Origin of the sequence: Escherichia sp. E2748, from assembly GCF_005781125.1 — a bacterium.
GTDB lineage: Bacteria > Pseudomonadota > Gammaproteobacteria > Enterobacterales > Enterobacteriaceae > Escherichia.
On the sequence record NZ_VATP01000028.1, the window covers coordinates 59,085 to 78,093 of the forward strand.

Below are 19,009 nucleotides of genomic sequence, written 5' to 3' on the forward strand. Positions count from 1 at the left end.
ACATGCGCTTACCCATTTTCCTCGATACAGACCCCGGCATTGACGATGCCGTCGCCATTGCCGCCGCGATTTTTGCCCCCGAACTCGACCTGCAACTGATGACCACCGTCGCAGGTAATGTCTCGGTTGAGAAAACTACCCGCAACGCCCTGCAACTGCTGCATTTCTGGAATGCGGAGATTCCGCTTGCCCAGGGAGCTGCCGTGCCGCTGGTACGCGCACCGCGTAATGCAGCATCTGTGCACGGTGAATCGGGAATGGCTGGCTACGACTTTGTCGAGCACAACAGAAGCCCACTGGACAAACCCGCGTTTCTGGCGATTCGTGATGCCCTGCTGCGTGCGCCTGAGCCTGTTACTCTGGTAGCCATCGGCCCGTTAACCAATATTGCGCTGTTACTTTCACAATGCCCGGAATGCAAACCGCATATTTGCCGTCTGGTGATCATGGGTGGTTCTGCCGGACGCGGCAACTGCACACCAAACGCCGAGTTTAATATCGCTGCCGATCCAGAAGCGGCTGCGTGCGTCTTCCGTAGCGGCATCGAAATCGTCATGTGCGGTCTGGATGTCACCAATCAGGCGGTGTTAGCTCCTGATTATCTTGCTACATTGCCGGAGTTGAATCGTACCGGAAAAATGCTGCACGCCTTGTTTAGTCACTACCGTAGCGGCAGTATGCAAAGCGGCCTGCGTATGCACGATCTCTGCGCTATCGCCTGGCTGGTGCGCCCGGACTTATTCACTCTCAAGCCGTGTTTTGTGGCAGTGGAAACGCAGGGCGAATTTACCTCAGGTACTACGGTTGTTGATATTGATGGTTGCCTGAGTAAACCTGCAAACGTGCAGGTGGCGCTGGATCTGGATGTGAAAGGCTTTCAGCAGTGGGTGGCGGAAGTGCTGGCCCTGGCGAACTAATCAGAAAACAAGGAAGTGTTCTATGACGTATGGAGAAGCGTATTTGGAAGGGTGGAAAAACATCTTTAATTATGAAGGTGTCGCCACCCGTTTTGAGTTCTGGTCATTTATGATCGGTAGTGTCGTTATCTGTCTGCTACCGCTTTTATGCTGGTGGTTTGCGGAAACAATGAACAATGACTATGGTGTTTTCATTTTTTTTGCGCTGCCCGCATCATTTATTTTAACGTTGATTTTTGCCGTACCGGCGATGGCGCTAGCCGTCAGAAGGATGCACGATATCGGATATCCAGGGTGGTGGGTCATTATTGTCGTGTTGATCCCTGTTACGGGCGTAATTCTGCTTATACTTTGCTGCCTGCCGTCAAAGTCACAAGACCAGGCATAATGACAGATGGTATGACGCATCACTTTCTGCGTCATGCCTTTCACTGATATCCCTCCCTGTTTATCATTAATTTCTAATTATCAGCGTTTTTGGCTGGCGGCGTAGCGATGCGCTGGTTACTCTGAAAACGGTCTATGCAAATTAACAAAAGAGAATAGCTATGCATAATGCAAACATCCGCGTTGCCATCGCGGGAGCCGGGGGGCGTATGGGCCGCCAGTTGATTCAGGCGGCGCTGGCATTAGAAGGCGTGCAGCTGGGCGCGGCGCTGGAGCGCGAAGGATCTTCTTTACTGGGCAGCGACGCTGGTGAACTGGCCGGAGTCGGAAAAACAGGCGTTACCGTGCAAAGCAGCCTCGACGCGGTAAAAGATGATTTTGATGTGTTTATCGATTTTACCCGTCCGGAAGGTACGCTGAACCATCTCGCTTTTTGTCGCCAGCATGGTAAAGGGATGGTGATTGGTACAACGGGTTTTGATGACGCTGGCAAACAAGCGATTCGTGACGCTGCCACAGATATTGCGATTGTCTTTGCCGCCAATTTTAGCGTTGGCGTTAACGTCATGCTTAAGCTGCTGGAGAAAGCCACTCAGGTAATGGGTGACTACACCGATATTGAAATTATCGAAGCACATCATAGACATAAAGTCGATGCGCCGTCAGGCACTGCGCTGGCGATGGGGGAGGCGATTGCTCATGCACTGGACAAAGACCTGAAAGATTGCGCGGTCTACAGTCGTGAAGGCCATACTGGTGAACGTGTTCCTGGCACCATTGGTTTTGCCACTGTACGTGCGGGTGACATTGTGGGTGAACATACCGCCATGTTTGCCGATATCGGCGAACGTCTGGAGATTACCCATAAGGCGTCCAGCCGCATGACATTTGCTAACGGTGCGGTAAGATCGGCATTGTGGCTAAATGGCAAGGAAAATGGTCTTTTTGATATGCGAGATGTGCTGGATCTCAATAGATTATAACCACAAAACATTTGTATTGATGCAAAAGTAACATATCTAATTTATTGATTGTAAAGGGCTTTAATTTTTAGCCCTTTTATTTTGTGGTTTTTTATTAATTGTTGATACAAATTGCTAAAAATATAAAGTTTTGTCTGTGATTTTTGTTGTTTTAATGTAAATTTTGACCATCTGGTCCACTTTTTTCCGAGTGAATTTTGTTTTTACATTCTTCTCGCTGTGCAAGCGTTTTCCTGACTACGTTAGGTGATCTTTTTGTCGCTTAATGCCATAAAAATATGCATGACGCATAAAATCATATAATAAATACCGCGATTGAGTTGACTTTTAGCGCCCATATCTCCAGAATGCCGCCGTTTGCCAGAAATTCGTCGGTAAGCAGATTTGCATTGATTTGCGTCATCATTGTGAATTAATATGCAAATAAAGTGAGTGAATATTCTCTGGAGGGTGTTTTGATTAAGTCAGCGCTATTGGTTCTGGAAGACGGAACCCAGTTTCACGGTCGGGCCATAGGGGCAACAGGTTCGGCGGTTGGGGAAGTCGTTTTCAATACTTCAATGACCGGTTATCAAGAAATCCTCACTGATCCTTCCTATTCTCGTCAAATCGTTACTCTTACTTATCCCCATATTGGCAATGTCGGCACTAATGACGCCGATGAAGAATCTTCTCAGGTACATGCACAAGGTCTGGTGATTCGCGACCTGCCGCTGATTGCCAGCAACTTCCGTAATACCGAAGACCTCTCTTCTTACCTGAAGCGCCATAACATCGTGGCGATTGCCGATATCGATACCCGTAAGCTGACGCGTTTACTGCGCGAGAAAGGCGCACAGAATGGCTGCATTATCGCAGGCGATAACCCGGATGCGGCGCTGGCGTTAGAAAAAGCCCGCGCGTTCCCAGGTCTGAACGGCATGGATCTGGCAAAAGAAGTGACTACCGCAGAAGCCTATAGCTGGACACAAGGGAGCTGGACGCTGACCGGCGGCCTGCCAGAAGCGAAAAAAGAAGACGAGCTGCCGTTCCACGTCGTGGCCTACGATTTCGGTGCCAAGCGCAACATCCTGCGGATGCTGGTGGACAGAGGCTGCCGCCTGACCATCGTTCCGGCGCAAACTTCTGCGGAAGATGTGCTGAAAATGAATCCAGACGGCATCTTCCTCTCCAACGGTCCTGGCGACCCGGCCCCGTGCGATTACGCTATTACTGCCATCCAGAAATTCCTCGAAACCGATATTCCGGTATTCGGCATCTGCCTCGGCCATCAGTTGCTGGCGCTGGCGAGCGGTGCGAAGACTGTCAAAATGAAATTTGGTCACCACGGCGGCAACCATCCGGTGAAAGATGTGGAGAAAAACGTGGTGATGATCACCGCCCAGAACCACGGTTTTGCGGTGGATGAAGCAACATTACCTGCAAACCTGCGTGTTACACATAAATCCCTGTTCGACGGTACGTTACAGGGGATTCATCGCACCGATAAACCGGCGTTCAGCTTCCAGGGTCACCCTGAAGCTAGCCCTGGTCCGCACGACGCAGCGCCGTTGTTCGACCACTTTATCGAGTTAATTGAGCAGTACCGTAAAACCGCTAAGTAATCAGGAGTAAAAGAGTCATGCCAAAACGTACAGATATAAAAAGTATCCTGATTCTGGGTGCGGGCCCGATTGTTATCGGTCAGGCGTGTGAGTTTGACTACTCTGGCGCGCAAGCATGTAAAGCCCTGCGCGAAGAGGGTTACCGCGTTATTCTGGTGAACTCCAACCCGGCGACCATCATGACCGACCCGGAAATGGCTGATGCGACCTACATCGAGCCGATTCACTGGGAAGTGGTACGCAAGATTATTGAAAAAGAGCGCCCGGACGCAGTGCTGCCAACGATGGGCGGTCAGACGGCGTTGAACTGCGCGCTGGAGCTGGAGCGTCAGGGTGTGCTGGAAGAGTTCGGTGTCACCATGATTGGTGCTACCGCCGATGCGATTGATAAAGCAGAAGACCGCCGCCGTTTCGACGTAGCGATGAAGAAAATCGGTCTGGAAACTGCGCGTTCCGGTATTGCACACACGATGGAAGAAGCGCTGGCGGTTGCCGCTGACGTGGGCTTCCCGTGCATTATTCGCCCATCCTTTACCATGGGCGGTAGCGGTGGCGGTATCGCTTATAACCGCGAAGAGTTTGAAGAAATCTGCGCCCGCGGTCTGGATCTCTCCCCGACCAAAGAGCTGCTGATTGATGAGTCGCTGATTGGCTGGAAAGAGTACGAGATGGAAGTGGTGCGTGATAAAAACGACAACTGCATCATCGTCTGCTCTATCGAAAACTTCGATGCAATGGGCATCCACACCGGTGACTCCATCACTGTCGCGCCAGCGCAAACGCTGACCGACAAAGAATATCAAATCATGCGTAACGCCTCGATGGCAGTGCTGCGTGAAATCGGTGTTGAAACCGGTGGTTCCAACGTCCAGTTTGCGGTGAACCCGAAAAACGGTCGCCTGATTGTTATCGAAATGAACCCGCGCGTGTCCCGTTCTTCGGCGCTGGCGTCGAAAGCCACTGGTTTCCCGATTGCCAAAGTGGCAGCGAAACTGGCGGTGGGTTACACCCTCGACGAACTGATGAACGACATCACAGGCGGACGTACTCCGGCCTCCTTTGAGCCGTCCATCGACTACGTGGTGACTAAAATTCCTCGCTTCAACTTCGAGAAATTCGCTGGTGCGAACGACCGTCTGACCACTCAGATGAAATCGGTTGGCGAAGTGATGGCGATTGGTCGCACGCAGCAGGAATCCCTGCAAAAAGCGCTGCGCGGCCTGGAAGTCGGCGCAACTGGCTTTGACCCGAAAGTGAGCCTGGATGACCCGGAAGCGTTAACCAAAATCCGTCGCGAACTGAAAGATGCAGGCGCAGAGCGTATCTGGTACATCGCCGATGCTTTCCGTGCGGGCCTGTCTGTGGACGGCGTCTTCAACCTGACCAACATTGACCGCTGGTTCCTGGTACAGATTGAAGAGCTGGTGCGTCTGGAAGAGAAAGTCGCAGAAGTGGGCATCACTGGCCTGAACGCTGACTTCCTGCGCCAGCTGAAACGCAAAGGCTTTGCCGATGCGCGTCTGGCTAAACTGGCGGGCGTTCGCGAAGCGGAAATCCGCAAGCTGCGCGACCAGTATGATCTGCACCCGGTTTATAAGCGCGTGGATACCTGTGCGGCAGAATTTGCCACCGACACCGCTTATATGTACTCCACTTATGAAGAAGAGTGCGAATCGAATCCGTCTACCGACCGTGAAAAAATCATGGTGCTTGGCGGCGGCCCGAACCGTATCGGTCAGGGTATCGAATTCGACTACTGCTGCGTGCACGCCTCGCTGGCGCTGCGTGAAGACGGTTACGAAACCATTATGGTTAACTGTAACCCGGAAACCGTCTCCACCGACTACGACACCTCCGACCGTCTATACTTCGAGCCGGTAACCCTGGAAGATGTACTGGAAATCGTGCGTATCGAGAAGCCGAAAGGCGTTATCGTCCAGTACGGTGGTCAGACCCCGCTGAAACTGGCGCGCGCGCTGGAAGCCGCTGGCGTACCGGTTATTGGTACCAGCCCGGATGCTATCGACCGTGCGGAAGACCGTGAACGCTTCCAGCATGCGGTTGACCGTCTGAAACTGAAACAACCGGCGAACGCCACCGTTACCGCTATTGAAATGGCGGTTGAGAAGGCAAAAGAGATTGGCTACCCGCTGGTGGTGCGCCCGTCTTACGTTCTCGGCGGTCGGGCGATGGAAATCGTCTATGACGAAGCTGACCTGCGTCGCTACTTCCAGACGGCGGTCAGCGTGTCTAACGATGCGCCAGTGTTGCTGGATCACTTCCTTGATGATGCGGTTGAAGTTGACGTGGATGCCATCTGCGACGGCGAAATGGTGCTGATTGGCGGCATTATGGAGCACATCGAGCAGGCGGGCGTGCACTCCGGTGACTCCGCATGTTCTCTGCCTGCGTACACCTTAAGTCAGGAAATTCAGGATGTGATGCGCCAGCAGGTGCAGAAACTGGCCTTCGAATTGCAGGTGCGCGGCCTGATGAACGTGCAGTTTGCGGTGAAAAACAACGAAGTCTACCTGATTGAAGTTAACCCGCGTGCGGCGCGTACCGTTCCGTTCGTCTCCAAAGCCACCGGCGTGCCGCTGGCAAAAGTGGCGGCGCGCGTGATGGCAGGCAAATCGCTGGCTGAGCAGGGCGTGACTAAAGAAGTTATCCCGCCGTACTACTCGGTGAAAGAAGTGGTGCTGCCGTTCAACAAATTCCCGGGCGTTGACCCGCTGTTAGGGCCAGAAATGCGCTCCACCGGGGAAGTGATGGGCGTGGGTCGCACCTTCGCTGAAGCGTTCGCCAAAGCGCAGCTGGGCAGTAACTCCACCATGAAGAAACAGGGCCGTGCGCTGCTCTCCGTGCGTGAAGGCGACAAAGAACGCGTGGTGGACCTGGCGGCAAAACTGCTGAAACAGGGCTTCGAGCTGGATGCAACCCACGGCACGGCGATTGTGCTGGGCGAAGCAGGCATTAATCCGCGTCTGGTGAACAAGGTGCATGAAGGTCGTCCGCATATTCAGGACCGTATCAAGAATGGCGAATATACCTACATCATCAACACCACCTCAGGTCGTCGCGCGATTGAAGACTCCCGCGTGATCCGTCGCAGTGCGCTGCAATATAAAGTGCATTACGACACCACCCTGAACGGCGGTTTCGCCACCGCGATGGCGCTGAATGCCGATGCGACCGAAAAAGTTATTTCGGTGCAGGAAATGCACGCACAGATCAAATAATAGCGTGTGATGGCGGATATGTTTTATTCGCCAATTTGATCGAATAACTAATACGGTTCTCGAAAGAGGACCGTTTTTTTATCTGTAAGACAAAACTTTGTTGGAATTCATATTTTTGATGGCGTAAGCAGGATTTTGCTCACACTAATCCTTCGTTAGGTTGCATACTATCGATATATCCACAATTTTAATATGGCCTTGTTTAATTGCTGCAAAACGAGTCATAGCCAGTCTTTTAATTTGTGAAACTGGAGTTCGTATGTGTGAAGGATGTGTTGAAAAACCACTCTATTTGTTAATCGCCGAATGGATGATGGCTGAAAACCGGTGGGTGATAGCAAGAGAGATCTCTATTCATTTCGATATTGAACACAGCAAGGCGGTTAATACCCTGACTTATATTCTGTCGGAAGTCGCAGAAATAAGCTGCGAAGTTAAGATGATCCCTAATAAGCTGGAAGGGCGGGGATGCCAGTGCCAGCGACTGGTAAAAGTGGTCGATATCGATGAGCAAATTTACGCGCGCCTGCGCAATAACAGCCGGGATAAATTAGTCGGCGTAAGAAAGACGCCACGTATTCCTACCGTTCCGCTCACGGAACTTAACCGCGAGCAGAAGTGGCAGATGATGTTGTCAAAGAGTATGCGTCGTTAATGTCATTTCGTTGATACCGTGCGACCTGGTCGCCGGATGCGATGCTGGCGCATCTTATCCGGCCTACGGGTGCCCTCCAGCCGGGTTGGATAAGGCGTTTATGCCGCATCCGACAGCTATTGCCGGATGCGATGCTGGCGCATCTTATCCGGCCTACGGGTGCTTTCCTGCCGGGTTGGATAAGGCGTTTATGCCGCATCTGACGATGTTACCGTTTCGGCGTCACATCCGTCGTCCCCTGCAAACGGGGGCGATTTTCCTCCATTTGCCTCAACGGCTGCGTTTCATGTAACGATGCATGACAACGCCCGACAAGATCATGATATTCTTTGGTATTTAACCGCTTCCAGTGTAACTCGTCGTCACTCACACTGCGTACAGCGCGGGCTGGCGTACCCATCAACAACTGGCGTTTCTCGCCGCTAAAGCCTGCTTTGACAAAACTCATGGCGGCAACAATGCTCTCTTCGCCAATGACCGCGCCATCCATAATCACGCTGTTCATCCCGACCAATGCATCGCGACCAATCACACAACCATGCAGGATCGCGCCGTGCCCGATATGGCCGTTTTCTCCAACGATGGTGTCAGTGTCGCAGTAGCCATGCATAATGCAGCCATCCTGAATATTGGCTCCCGCTTGCACGATCAAACGCCCGTAGTCACCACGCAGCGAGGCGAGGGGGCCGATGTAGACTCCGGCCCCCACAATCACATCGCCAATCAATACTGCACTGGGATGGACAAACGCCGTCGGGTGAACCACCGGAATTAACCCCTCAAAGGCGTAATAGCTCACGGTTGTTAACGTCCTTTCCACACCGGATCGCGCTTCTCGGCAAACGCCAGCGGCCCTTCAAGGGCATCTTCCGAATGCAGAACTGATGGGTAGTGTTTCAACACGCCGCTGCGAATATAGCGATACGCTTCTTCTACTGGCATTTCGCTGGTGGTGCGGTAGATCTCTTTCAGCGCCGCAATCGCCAGCGGGGCGCTGTCAACCAGTTGCTGCGCCAGTTCGCGGGCGTTATCCATCAGTTCCGTCTGGCTAACTACGCGGTTGACTATCCCCCAACGCAGCGCCTCTTCTGCGCCCATTCTTCTGCCGGTCATCACCATTTCATTGACGATGGCAGGCGGCAGGATCTTCGGCAGACGCAGCACACCGCCGCTGTCAGGAACGATGCCCAGTTTGGCTTCCGGCAGGGCGAAGCTGGCGTTATCGGCACAAACAATAAAATCTGCCGCCAGCGCCAGTTCAAAGCCGCCGCCAAAGGCGTAGCCGTTCACGGCTGCGATGACCGGTTTATCCAGATTGAACATTTCGGTTAAGCCCGCAAAACCACCCGGACCAAAGTCAGCATCCGGTGCTTCGCCTTCTGCTGCTGCTTTTAAATCCCAGCCTGCGGAAAAGAATTTCTCTCCGGCACCGGTAATAATGGCGACACGTAATTGCGGATCGTCACGGAAATTTAGAAATACTTCGCCCATTTCAAAGCTGGTTTTCGCATCAATAGCATTCGCTTTTGGGCGATCTAGGGTAATTTCCAGAATTGATCCGTTGCGGGTCAGATGTAATGATTCACTCATTCCTTTTCTCCATTTTTGCTTTTTCAGGGACGACAACGGCCCTGCAAAAAAATGCATATTATTGTTGAACGTGATTATTACCAGACAGAGTAGTACCCTGCTGTAGTGTTTATTTCAGCGCCTTTCTGATTATTTTCCCCGAGCAATTACGTGGCAGATCTTTTCTGATCTCCAGATAAGAGGGCACTTTAAATTTCGCCATATTCTGTTCGCAGAAGTTGAAGAATTCCTCTTCGCTCAATATTTCACCTTCATTCAGCACCACAAACGCTTTGATGGCTTCATCGCGAATCGAATCTTTAATACCAACAACCACGATGTCCTGAATTTTCGGGTGCGCGGCGATAATATTTTCCAGCTCTACGCAAGAGACATTCTCCCCACCGCGTTTGATCATATTGCAGCGGCGATCGACGAAATAAAAAAAGCCCTCTTCGTCGCGGTATCCGGTATCGCCGGTATGCAGCCAGCCATCGGCTTCCAGCACTTTCGCAGTGGCTTGCGGGTTGAGAAAGTACTCTTTGAAGATGGTTTTTCCCGGTACGCCTTTAATGCAGATTTCACCGATCTCACCAGCCGGGAGCGGACGATTGTGATCGTCGCGAATCTCCGCTTCGTAGCAAAACCCCGCCCGACCAATCGACGGCCAGCGTCGTTTATCGCCAGGGCGATCGCCGATAATGCCAACAATGGTTTCCGTCATCCCATAAGAGGTCAGCAAGCGAACGCCGAAGCGTTCACAAAACGCATCTTTTTCCTGCTCCGACAGGTTGAGATAAAACATTACTTCCCGCAGATGGTGTTGCTGATCGCTCGCTGAAGGCGGTCGCACCATCAACGTACGGATCATCATCGGAATACATTCGGTAACGGTGGCGCGATACTTCTGTACCTGTCCCCAGAAGGCGCGGGCGCTGTATTTCTCGACCAGCACAAAGGTGGCTCCGGCAGAAAACGCCGCCATCGCCGCAGTACACTGGCAATCGATATGAAACGCAGGCATTACCGTCAGGTAGACGTCATCGTCACGCAGTGCGCACTGCCAGGCAGAGTAATATCCAGCGAAGCGCAGGTTGTAATGGGTAATCACCACCCCTTTCGGTCGGGAAGTGGTACCGGAGGTAAAGAGAATTTCCGCCGTATCGTCGGTCGTTAGCGGCGGTGCATAGCACAAGGTGGCAGGTTGTTGATTTTTCAGTTGAGTAAACGAACTCACACCATCATCAGCGGGAAGCGCCACATCTGTCAGGCAAATGTGCCGCAACTGCGTGGCACCTTCCTGCTGAATCTGTTGATACATAGGATAGAATTGCTCACTGGTCACCAGTAGGCACGCCTGGCTATTTTGCAGGATCCACACGCTTTCTTCGCGCAACAGGCGGGCGTTAATCGGCACCATAATTGCGCCAATTTTTGCCAGCCCGAACCAGCAAAAAATAAATTCCGGGCAGTTGTCGAGATGTAGAGCAACTTTGTCGCCTTTGCGAATCCCCAGCGTATAAAACAGGTTTGCCGTGCGGTTAATCTCCTGATTTAACTCAAGATAACTATACCGGTTAACGACTCCGCCGCTGGATTCACAAATCAGCGCCGTTTTATGACCGTAAACGTCCGCCAGATCGTCCCACATTTGACGTAGATGTTGTCCGCCAATGATATCCATTGCACCTCTATCCATTTTGTTCGTTTGTTATTGGGCGGGCGCTAGTCAGGCAAGCCGACTGGCGCCACGCGTTTAGTCCTCAACTTTGGCCAGACCTTTGCTGACCAACTCCTGAATGTCGTTTTCGCTGTAGCCGATAGTTTTCAAAATGGCAGCCGTATCCATGCCATGTGATGGCATTCCGCGCCAGATTTGGCCTGGGTTATTTTTGAATTTCGGCATCACGTTTGGCCCTTTGCAGGTGCGACCATCCATCGTTTGCCACTGGGTGATGGATTCACGAGCCACATACTGTGGATTGCTTTCCAGTTCCGGTACGGTCAGCACTTTGGCGCAGGCGATATTCAGTTCAGCAAAGCGTTCTTTAACTTCCGCGATGGTGTGCGCCGCCAGCCAGGCATCGAGTTTCTCTTCTACCAGTGGTCCGTAAGGGCATTCGATACGGTGGATAAGCTGGGTGCCTTCCGGGATTTCCGGCGTGCCGAGCAGATGTGCGAGGCCAATATCTTTAAAGCATTCTGCAATCTGAGTAATGCCCACCAGTTCCATCACAATGTAGCCGTCGGCGCATTTGTACAGACCGCAACCGGCGTAGTAGGGATCCTTACCTTTGGTCATGCGCGGGCACATTTCGCCGCCGTTGAAGTAATCCATCATGAAGTACTGGCCCATACGCAGCATCACTTCATACATGGCGATGTCGATACTTTCGCCTTTACCGGTTTCACGCACTTTATGCAGTGCTGCCAGCGCCGCCGTGGTGGCTGTCAGGCCAGAAAAGTAATCGGCGGTATACGGGAAGGCAGGCATTGGCTGGTCAACATCACCGTTCTGAATCAGATAACCACTAAACGCCTGGGCGATGGTGTTATAGGCCGGAAGATTGGTGTACTCCTCGGTGCCGTACTGACCAAAACCGGACAGGTGAGCGATAACCAGTTTCGGGTTGTGCTGCCACAGGACTTCATCGGTAATGCCACGACGGGCAAAGGCCGGACCTTTACTGGCTTCGATGAAGATATCGGTGGTTTCCATTAATTTCAGAAACGCTTCGCGGCCTTCATCTTTGAAAATATTTAACGACAGCGCGTGTAAATTGCGGCGGGAGAGCTGCGGGTAGTTAGGTTGAACGCGAATGGTGTCGGCCCAGGCGACGTTCTCGATCCAGATAACTTCCGCCCCCCATTCTGCGAACATTTGCCCGGCGAACGGCCCGGCGATTTCGATACCGGAGAAGACAACGCGCAATCCGGCCAGCGGCCCGAATTTCGGCATGGGTAGATGATCCATTATTAGCTCCTGAAAAATTGTGTAGCGCATGACTGCCGGATGCGGCGTAAACGCCTTATCCGGCCTACATTCGTGCTTCCGTAGACCTGATAAAACGCATCTGCGTCGCATCAGGCAGTGCACGGACTTAGCGGTATTGCTTCAGCACCGCACGACCCAGCGTCAGGATCTGCATTTCGTCAGATCCCCCGGAGACGCGGTCTACACGCAGGTCACGCCAGAAGCGGCTGATGCGGTGGTTGCCCGCAATCCCGACACCGCCCAGCACCTGCATTGCGCTATCCACCACTTCAAATGCCGCATTAGCGCAGAAGTATTTGCACATCGCTGCATCACCAGAGGTGATGGTGCCGTTGTCTGCTTTCCACGCTGCTTCATACAGCATGTTTTTCATGGAGTTTAATTTGATCGCCATGTGGGCGAATTTTTCCTGAATCAACTGGAAACGACCAATCGCCTCGCCAAATTGCACGCGCTGGTTGGCGTAGCGCGCCGCATCTTCAAAGGCGCACATCGCCGTACCGTAGTTGGTCAGGGCTACCAGGAAACGTTCATGGTCGAACTCTTCTTTGACGCGGTTAAAGCCGTTACCTTCCCGACCGAACATGTCTTTCTCGTCCAGTTCCACATCGTCAAAGGTGATTTCACAGCAGCTATCCATACGCAGACCGAGCTTCTCAAGTTTGGTCACTTTGATGCCCGGTTTGCTCATATCGACAAACCATTCGGTGTAGACAGGTTTGTCCGGAGAAGCCCCGTCGCGCGCCATCACCACGATGTACGGGGTGTAGGCGCTGCTGGTAATAAAACACTTACTACCATTAAGATAAATCTTACCATCTCTACGGGTATAAGTCGTTTTCAGGCTACCCACGTCAGAGCCAGCTCCTGGTTCGGTAATCGCTGAGTTCCACATCTGCTTACCGGTACCACGAAACGCCATAATCTTGTCGATCTGCTCTTGTGTGCCTTCACGCAGGATGGTGTTAAATCCGCCTGGCAACTGGTACAGCACGTAGGTTGGCGCCCCCAAACGACCCAGTTCCATCCACACGGCGGCGAGGGTAACAAACCCCGCATCCAGACCACCGTGCTCTTCCGGGATCAGCAGGCTGTCGATATCCATATCCGCCAGTGCTTTGACAAAACGTTCCGGGTAGACGCTGTCACGGTCGCACTCGGCAAAATAGGCCTCCCAGTTTTCGCTGGCCATCAGTTCGCGGATACCGGCGACAAACAGTTCCTGCTCATCATTTAAATTAAAATCCATCTTTCAACCTCTTGATATTTTGGGGGTTAATTAATCTTTCCAGTTCTGTTTCGCGTCTTTAATAAAGGAGAGCGTCACCATAATGTTGACGAAGAACAGCGGGCATCCTCCGGCGATGATGGCGGTTTGAATCGGTTTCAGGCCGCCGAGCGCCAGCAGAACAATGCCGATAACACCAACCAACACTGACCAGCCGATACGCACCAGCAGCGGCGGCTCTTCGCCATCGCGTACTTCGCGGCAAGTGGACATCGCCAGGGTGTAAGAGCAGGCGTTAATCAGGGTAACGGTGGCAATAAAGCAGAGAATGAAGAAGCCCCACATGGTGGCAGTGCTGAGCGGCAGAGCGGCCCAGGTTTCGATGATGGCGCGCGCCACACCATACTGTTCGATCAGGTTTGGAATGTTGATGATGTTTTTATCCATCAACAGCAGAGTGTTACTACCGAGTACGGTCCACAGGATCCAGGTGGATGCTGTCAGCCCCATCACCATACCGAAGCACAGTTCACGCACGGTACGACCACGGGAAATACGCGCCAGGAAGATACTCATCTGGATGGCATAAATTACCCACCATGCCCAGTAGAACACGGTCCAGCCCTGCGGGAAGCCGCCTTTGCCAACGGCATCGGTATAGAACAACATGCGCGGCAGATACATCAGCAACATCCCCACCGAGTCGGTGAAGTAGTTCATGATGAAGCTGGCGCCGCTGACGATGAATACCCAGCCAAGCATCAGGAAACTCAGATAGCTGCGCACATCGCTGGCGATTTTTACCCCTTTTTGCAGACCACAGGCGACGCAGATAGCGTTGAGGATGATCCAGCAGGTAATGATAATGGCGTCCAGTTGCAGGGTATGCGGAATACCAAACAGATACTGCATACACTCGGTCACCAGCGGCGTGGCAAGACCCAGACTGGTGCCCATTGCGAAGATCAGCGCCACCAGATAGAAGTTATCGACGATAGTGCCAAACAAGCCTTTGGCATGTTTTTCACCGACCAGCGGCACCAGAGTGGAGCTGGGGCGAATCACATCCATTTTGCGGACAAAGAAGAAGTACGCGAAGGCGACGGAAAGGAAGCTGTAAGTGGCCCACGGTAGCGGTCCCCAGTGGAACAAACTGTAGGCCAGCCCCAGTTCTTTCGCGCCAGTAGAGTTTGGCGCTAAAGCAAATGGCGGTGTGGAGATGTAGTAGTAGATCTCAATCGATCCCCAGAACAGTACGGCGGCTGACGTACAGGAGGCGAACATCATAAAGATCCAACTGGCGGTACTAAATTCTGGTGGTTCGTTACCTAAACGCTTTTTGGCATACGGGCCAAACACCAGCCAGAACCAGCCGAAAAGCATCACCACCATATACCATTCAAATGCCCATCCCCATACATTGGTGACGTAACTGAATACAGCATTAATAACGACATTCGCCGCATCCAGATCCCTTACGGTAAGCCAACAAAGTATGCCAACGATTATTAATGGCGGAAAGAACACCTTCGGTTCTATTCCCGTTTTACTCTTTTCTTTTGTCATGAGTTAATTCCACTGTGAAAACGAATATTTATTTTGCGTTCCCGTTTGTTTTATTTTTGTTAACATTTAATATAATTATTATTAACCTCGTGGACGCGTTAATGGCTAACTCATAATGGGTATTCAATTGGCTGCATTCTGTGATGTAAATCACAGTTTTTCATCGGGTAAAAACAGAGTGTCTTTGTGTAAATATCCATTATTAATCAATGTGATGGATTTGATTGTGAGTAAAAAAATAGCATCTGACTTTCAATATTGGTGATCCATAAAACAATATTGAAAATTTCTCTTTGCTACGCCATGTTTTCAATATTGGTGAGGAGCTTAACAATATTGAAAGTTGGATTTATCTGCGTGTGACATTTTCAATATTGGTGATTAAAGTTTTATTCCCGAATTAAAGGACGTGCTATCTGTAATTAACACCACCGATATGAACGACGTTTCCTTCATGATTTCTGGAGATGCAATGAAGATTATTACTTGCTATAAGTGCGTGCCTGATGAACAGGATATTGCGGTCAATAATGCTGATGGTTCGTTAGACTTCAGTAAAGCCGATGCGAAAATAAGCCAATACGATTTGAACGCTATTGAAGCGGCTTGCCAGTTAAAACAGCAGGCGGCAGAGGCGCAGGTGACGGCCTTAAGTGTGGGCGGTAAAGCCCTGACCAACGCCAAAGGGCGTAAAGATGTGCTATCGCGCGGCCCGGATGAACTGATTGTGGTGATTGATGACCAGTTCGAGCAGGCACTGCCGCAACAAACGGCGGCTGCATTGGCTGCCGCGGCACAGAAAGCTGGCTTTGATCTGATCCTGTGCGGCGACGGTTCTTCCGACCTTTATGCCCAGCAGGTTGGTCTGCTGGTGGGCGAAATCCTCAATATTCCGGCAGTTAACGGCGTCAGCAAAATTATCTCCCTGACGGCAGATACCCTCACCGTTGAGCGCGAACTGGAAGATGAAACAGAAACGTTAAGCATTCCGCTGCCTGCGGTTATTGCTGTTTCCACTGATATCAACTCCCCACAAATTCCTTCGATGAAATCCATTCTCGGCGCGGCGAAAAAGCCAGTCCAGGTGTGGTCGGCGGCGGATATCGGTTTTAACGCGGAGGTTGCGTGGTCTGAACAACAGGTTGCCGCGCCGAAACAGCGCGAGCGTCAGCGCATCGTGATTGAAGGCGACGGCGAAGAACAGATCGCCGCATTTGCTGAAAATCTTCGCAAAGTCATTTAATTACAGGGGATGCTATGAACACGTTTTCTCAAGTCTGGGTATTCAGCGATACCCCTTCACGTCTGCCGGAACTGATGAACGGTGCGCAGGCTTTAGCTAATCAAATCAATGCCTTTGTTCTCAATGATGCCGATGGCGTACAGGCAATCCAGCTCGGCGCTAATCATGTCTGGAAATTAAGCGGCAAACCGGACGATCGGATGATCGAAGATTACGCCAGTGTCATGGCTGACACTATTCGCCAGCACGGCGCAGACGGCCTGGTACTGCTGCCAAACACCCGTCGCGGCAAATTACTGGCGGCAAAACTGGGTTATCGCCTCAAAGCGGCAGTTTCTAACGATGCCAGCACCGTCAGCGTACAGGACGGTAAAGCGACGGTGAAACACATGGTTTACGGCGGCCTGGCAATTGGCGAAGAACGCATTGCCACGCCGTATGCGGTACTGACCATCAGCAGCGGCACGTTTGATGCGGCTCAGCCAGACGCGTCACGTACTGGCGAAACGCACACTGTGGAGTGGCAGGCTCCGGCTGTGGCGATTACCCGCACGGCAACCCAGGCGCGCCAGAGCAACAGCGTCGATCTCGACAAAGCCCGCCTGGTGGTCAGCGTCGGTCGCGGTATTGGCAGCAAAGAGAACATTGCGCTGGCAGAACAGCTTTGCAAGGCGATAGGTGCGGAGCTGGCCTGTTCTCGTCCGGTGGCGGAAAACGAAAAATGGATGGAGCACGAACGCTATGTCGGTATCTCCAACCTGATGCTGAAACCTGAACTGTATCTGGCGGTGGGGATCTCCGGGCAGATCCAGCACATGGTTGGCGCTAACGCGTCGCAAACCATTTTCGCCATCAATAAAGATAAAAATGCGCCGATCTTCCAGTATGCGGATTACGGCATTGTTGGCGACGCCGTGAAGATCCTTCCGGCGCTGACCGCAGCTTTAGCGCGTTGATCCACTCTGGCAGGGCTGCATTTCGGCCCTGCCGCTGACAGGGAGCTCTTATGTCCGAAGATATCTTTGACGCCATCATCGTCGGTGCAGGGCTTGCCGGTTCGGTTGCCGCACTGGTGCTCGCCCGCGAAGGGGCGCAAGTGTTAGTTATCGAGCGTGGCAATTCCGCGGGTGCCAAGAACGTCACCGGCGGGCGTCTCTATGCCCACAGTCTGGAACACATTATTCCTGGTTTCGCCGAATCCGCCCCCGTAGAACGCCTGATCACCCATGAAAAACTCGCGTTTATGACGGAAAAGTCAGCGATGACCATGGACTACTGCAATGGTGATGAAACCTCGCCATCCCAGCGTTCTTACTCCGTTTTGCGCAGTAAATTTGATGCCTGGTTGATGGAGCAGGCCGAAGACGCGGGCGCGCAGTTAATTACCGGGATTCGCGTCGATAACCTCGTACAGCGCGATGGCAAAGTTGTCGGCGTAGAAGCCGATGGCGATGTGATTGAAGCGAAAACGGTGATCCTTGCTGACGGGGTGAATTCCATCCTTGCCGAAAAGTTGGGGATGGCAAAACGCGTCAAACCGACGGATGTGGCGGTTGGCGTGAAGGAACTGATCGAGTTACCGAAGTCGGTTATCGAAGACCGTTTTCAGTTGCAGGGTAATCAGGGCGCGGCTTGCCTGTTTGCGGGTTCCCCCACAGATGGCCTGATGGGCGGCGGCTTCCTTTATACCAATGAAAATACCCTGTCGCTGGGGCTGGTTTGTGGTCTGCATCATCTGCATGACGCAAAAAAATCGGTGCCGCAGATGCTGGAGGATTTCAAACAGCATCCGGCCGTTGCACCGCTGATCGCGGGTGGCAAGCTGGTGGAATATTCCGCTCACGTAGTGCCGGAAGCAGGTATCAACATGCTGCCGGAGCTGGTCGGTGATGGCGTATTGATTGCCGGTGATGCCGCCGGAATGTGTATGAACCTCGGTTTTACCATTCGCGGTATGGATCTGGCGATTGCCGCTGGGGAAGCCGCAGCAAAAACCGTGCTTTCAGCGATGAAAAGCGACGATTTCAGTAAGCAAAAACTCGCGGAATATCGTCAGCATCTGGAGAGTGGCCCGCTGCGCGATATGCGCATGTACCAGAAACTACCGGCGTTCCTTGATAATCCACGCATGTTTAGCGGCTACCCGGAACTGGCGGTGGGCGTGGCGCGTGACCTGTTCACCATTGACGGCAGCGCGCCGGAACTGATGCGCAAGAAAATCCTCCGCCACGGCAAGAAGGTGGGCTTCATCAATCTGATCAAGGATGGCATGAAAGGAGTGACCGTTTTATGACTTCTCCCGTCAATGTGGACGTCAAACTGGGCGTCAATAAATTCAATGTCGATGAAGAGCATCCGCACATTGTTGTGAAGGCCGATGCCGATAAACAGGCGCTGGAGCTGCTGGTGAAAGCGTGCCCCGCAGGTCTGTACAAGAAGCAGGATGACGGCAGTGTGCGCTTCGATTACGCCGGATGTCTGGAGTGCGGCACCTGTCGCATTCTGGGGCTGGGGTCGGCGCTGGAACAGTGGGAATACCCGCGCGGTACCTTTGGTGTGGAGTTTCGTTACGGCTGATGTTGGTTTGATACGTAACGCCGTACTGACTCTCATTGCAAAAAAA

General features: G+C 52.3%; 16 protein-coding genes. 10 read left to right on the top strand and 6 right to left on the bottom strand.

Features of this window, described 5'->3' with window-relative positions:
* The first annotated feature begins 2 nt into the window (after positions 1-2).
* From rihC to caiF, 6 genes are all read left to right on the top strand, one after another.
* On the top strand, positions 3-917 hold the full coding sequence (rihC, locus tag FEK42_RS19585; protein WP_135490764.1) for a ribonucleoside hydrolase RihC: 915 nt from the start codon (positions 3-5) through the stop codon (positions 915-917).
* A gap of 22 nt (positions 918-939) precedes the next feature.
* Positions 940-1,305 (top strand): DUF805 domain-containing protein, encoded by a 366-nt coding sequence (locus FEK42_RS19590; protein WP_130204839.1) that lies wholly within the window; start codon positions 940-942, stop codon positions 1,303-1,305.
* Between the two features lie 160 nt (positions 1,306-1,465).
* Positions 1,466-2,287, top strand: coding sequence for a 4-hydroxy-tetrahydrodipicolinate reductase (gene dapB, locus FEK42_RS19595; protein WP_130259610.1), 822 nt, complete (start codon positions 1,466-1,468; stop codon positions 2,285-2,287).
* A 455-nt stretch (positions 2,288-2,742) separates the two neighbouring features.
* Positions 2,743-3,891: a glutamine-hydrolyzing carbamoyl-phosphate synthase small subunit gene (carA, locus tag FEK42_RS19600; RefSeq protein WP_000597260.1), complete on the top strand. Its 1,149-nt coding sequence runs from the start codon at positions 2,743-2,745 to the stop codon at positions 3,889-3,891.
* Between the two features lie 17 nt (positions 3,892-3,908).
* Positions 3,909-7,130, top strand: a complete 3,222-nt coding sequence (gene carB / locus FEK42_RS19605) for a carbamoyl-phosphate synthase large subunit (protein WP_130204843.1) — start codon at positions 3,909-3,911, stop codon at positions 7,128-7,130.
* A 259-nt stretch (positions 7,131-7,389) separates the two neighbouring features.
* Entirely contained in the window at positions 7,390-7,785 is a 396-nt protein-coding gene (gene caiF / locus FEK42_RS19610) for a carnitine metabolism transcriptional regulator CaiF (RefSeq protein ID WP_135491894.1), read from the top strand.
* Positions 7,786-7,993: 208 nt separating this feature from the next.
* On the opposite strand, the gene caiE is transcribed toward caiF, so the two are convergent.
* The 6 genes from caiE to caiT form a co-directional block, all read right to left on the bottom strand.
* The gene (gene caiE / locus FEK42_RS19615) at positions 7,994-8,584 is read right to left on the bottom strand and encodes a carnitine operon protein CaiE (protein WP_131161266.1); all 591 of its coding nucleotides are present in this window, start codon (positions 8,582-8,584) and stop codon (positions 7,994-7,996) included.
* Between the two features lie 5 nt (positions 8,585-8,589).
* Positions 8,590-9,375 (bottom strand): crotonobetainyl-CoA hydratase, encoded by a 786-nt coding sequence (caiD, locus tag FEK42_RS19620; RefSeq protein ID WP_135491895.1) that lies wholly within the window; start codon positions 9,373-9,375, stop codon positions 8,590-8,592.
* Positions 9,376-9,484: 109 nt separating this feature from the next.
* Positions 9,485-11,038 carry a crotonobetaine/carnitine-CoA ligase gene (gene caiC / locus FEK42_RS19625; protein WP_135491940.1) on the bottom strand — a complete coding sequence of 518 codons (1,554 nt, stop codon included), beginning with the start codon at positions 11,036-11,038 and terminating at the stop codon, positions 9,485-9,487.
* Positions 11,039-11,110: 72 nt separating this feature from the next.
* The gene (gene caiB, locus FEK42_RS19630; protein ID WP_130204851.1) at positions 11,111-12,328 is read right to left on the bottom strand and encodes an L-carnitine CoA-transferase; all 1,218 of its coding nucleotides are present in this window, start codon (positions 12,326-12,328) and stop codon (positions 11,111-11,113) included.
* A 127-nt stretch (positions 12,329-12,455) separates the two neighbouring features.
* Complete coding sequence (gene caiA, locus FEK42_RS19635) at positions 12,456-13,598, bottom strand: crotonobetainyl-CoA dehydrogenase (RefSeq protein ID WP_130217474.1); 1,143 nt, start codon at positions 13,596-13,598, stop codon at positions 12,456-12,458.
* 30 nt (positions 13,599-13,628) lie between these two features.
* Positions 13,629-15,143 carry an L-carnitine/gamma-butyrobetaine antiporter gene (gene caiT / locus FEK42_RS19640; protein WP_130221654.1) on the bottom strand — a complete coding sequence of 505 codons (1,515 nt, stop codon included), beginning with the start codon at positions 15,141-15,143 and terminating at the stop codon, positions 13,629-13,631.
* A 472-nt stretch (positions 15,144-15,615) separates the two neighbouring features.
* Between caiT and FEK42_RS19645 the strand changes: the two genes are divergently transcribed.
* Genes FEK42_RS19645 through fixX form a run of 4 tightly spaced genes read left to right on the top strand, consistent with a single transcriptional unit; the run spans position 15,616 to position 18,963 of the window.
* A complete protein-coding gene (locus FEK42_RS19645; protein ID WP_135491896.1) occupies positions 15,616-16,386 on the top strand; it encodes an electron transfer flavoprotein FixA in 771 nt (256 codons plus the stop codon).
* A gap of 14 nt (positions 16,387-16,400) precedes the next feature.
* Complete coding sequence (locus FEK42_RS19650; protein ID WP_135491897.1) at positions 16,401-17,342, top strand: electron transfer flavoprotein subunit alpha/FixB family protein; 942 nt, start codon at positions 16,401-16,403, stop codon at positions 17,340-17,342.
* A 50-nt stretch (positions 17,343-17,392) separates the two neighbouring features.
* Positions 17,393-18,679 (top strand): FAD-dependent oxidoreductase, encoded by a 1,287-nt coding sequence (locus tag FEK42_RS19655; protein WP_130217466.1) that lies wholly within the window; start codon positions 17,393-17,395, stop codon positions 18,677-18,679.
* Positions 18,676-18,963, top strand: coding sequence for a ferredoxin-like protein FixX (fixX, locus tag FEK42_RS19660; RefSeq protein ID WP_000203741.1), 288 nt, complete (start codon positions 18,676-18,678; stop codon positions 18,961-18,963). Before FEK42_RS19655 ends, fixX begins: the two co-directional genes overlap by 4 nt.
* The last annotated feature ends 46 nt before the right edge of the window (positions 18,964-19,009 follow it).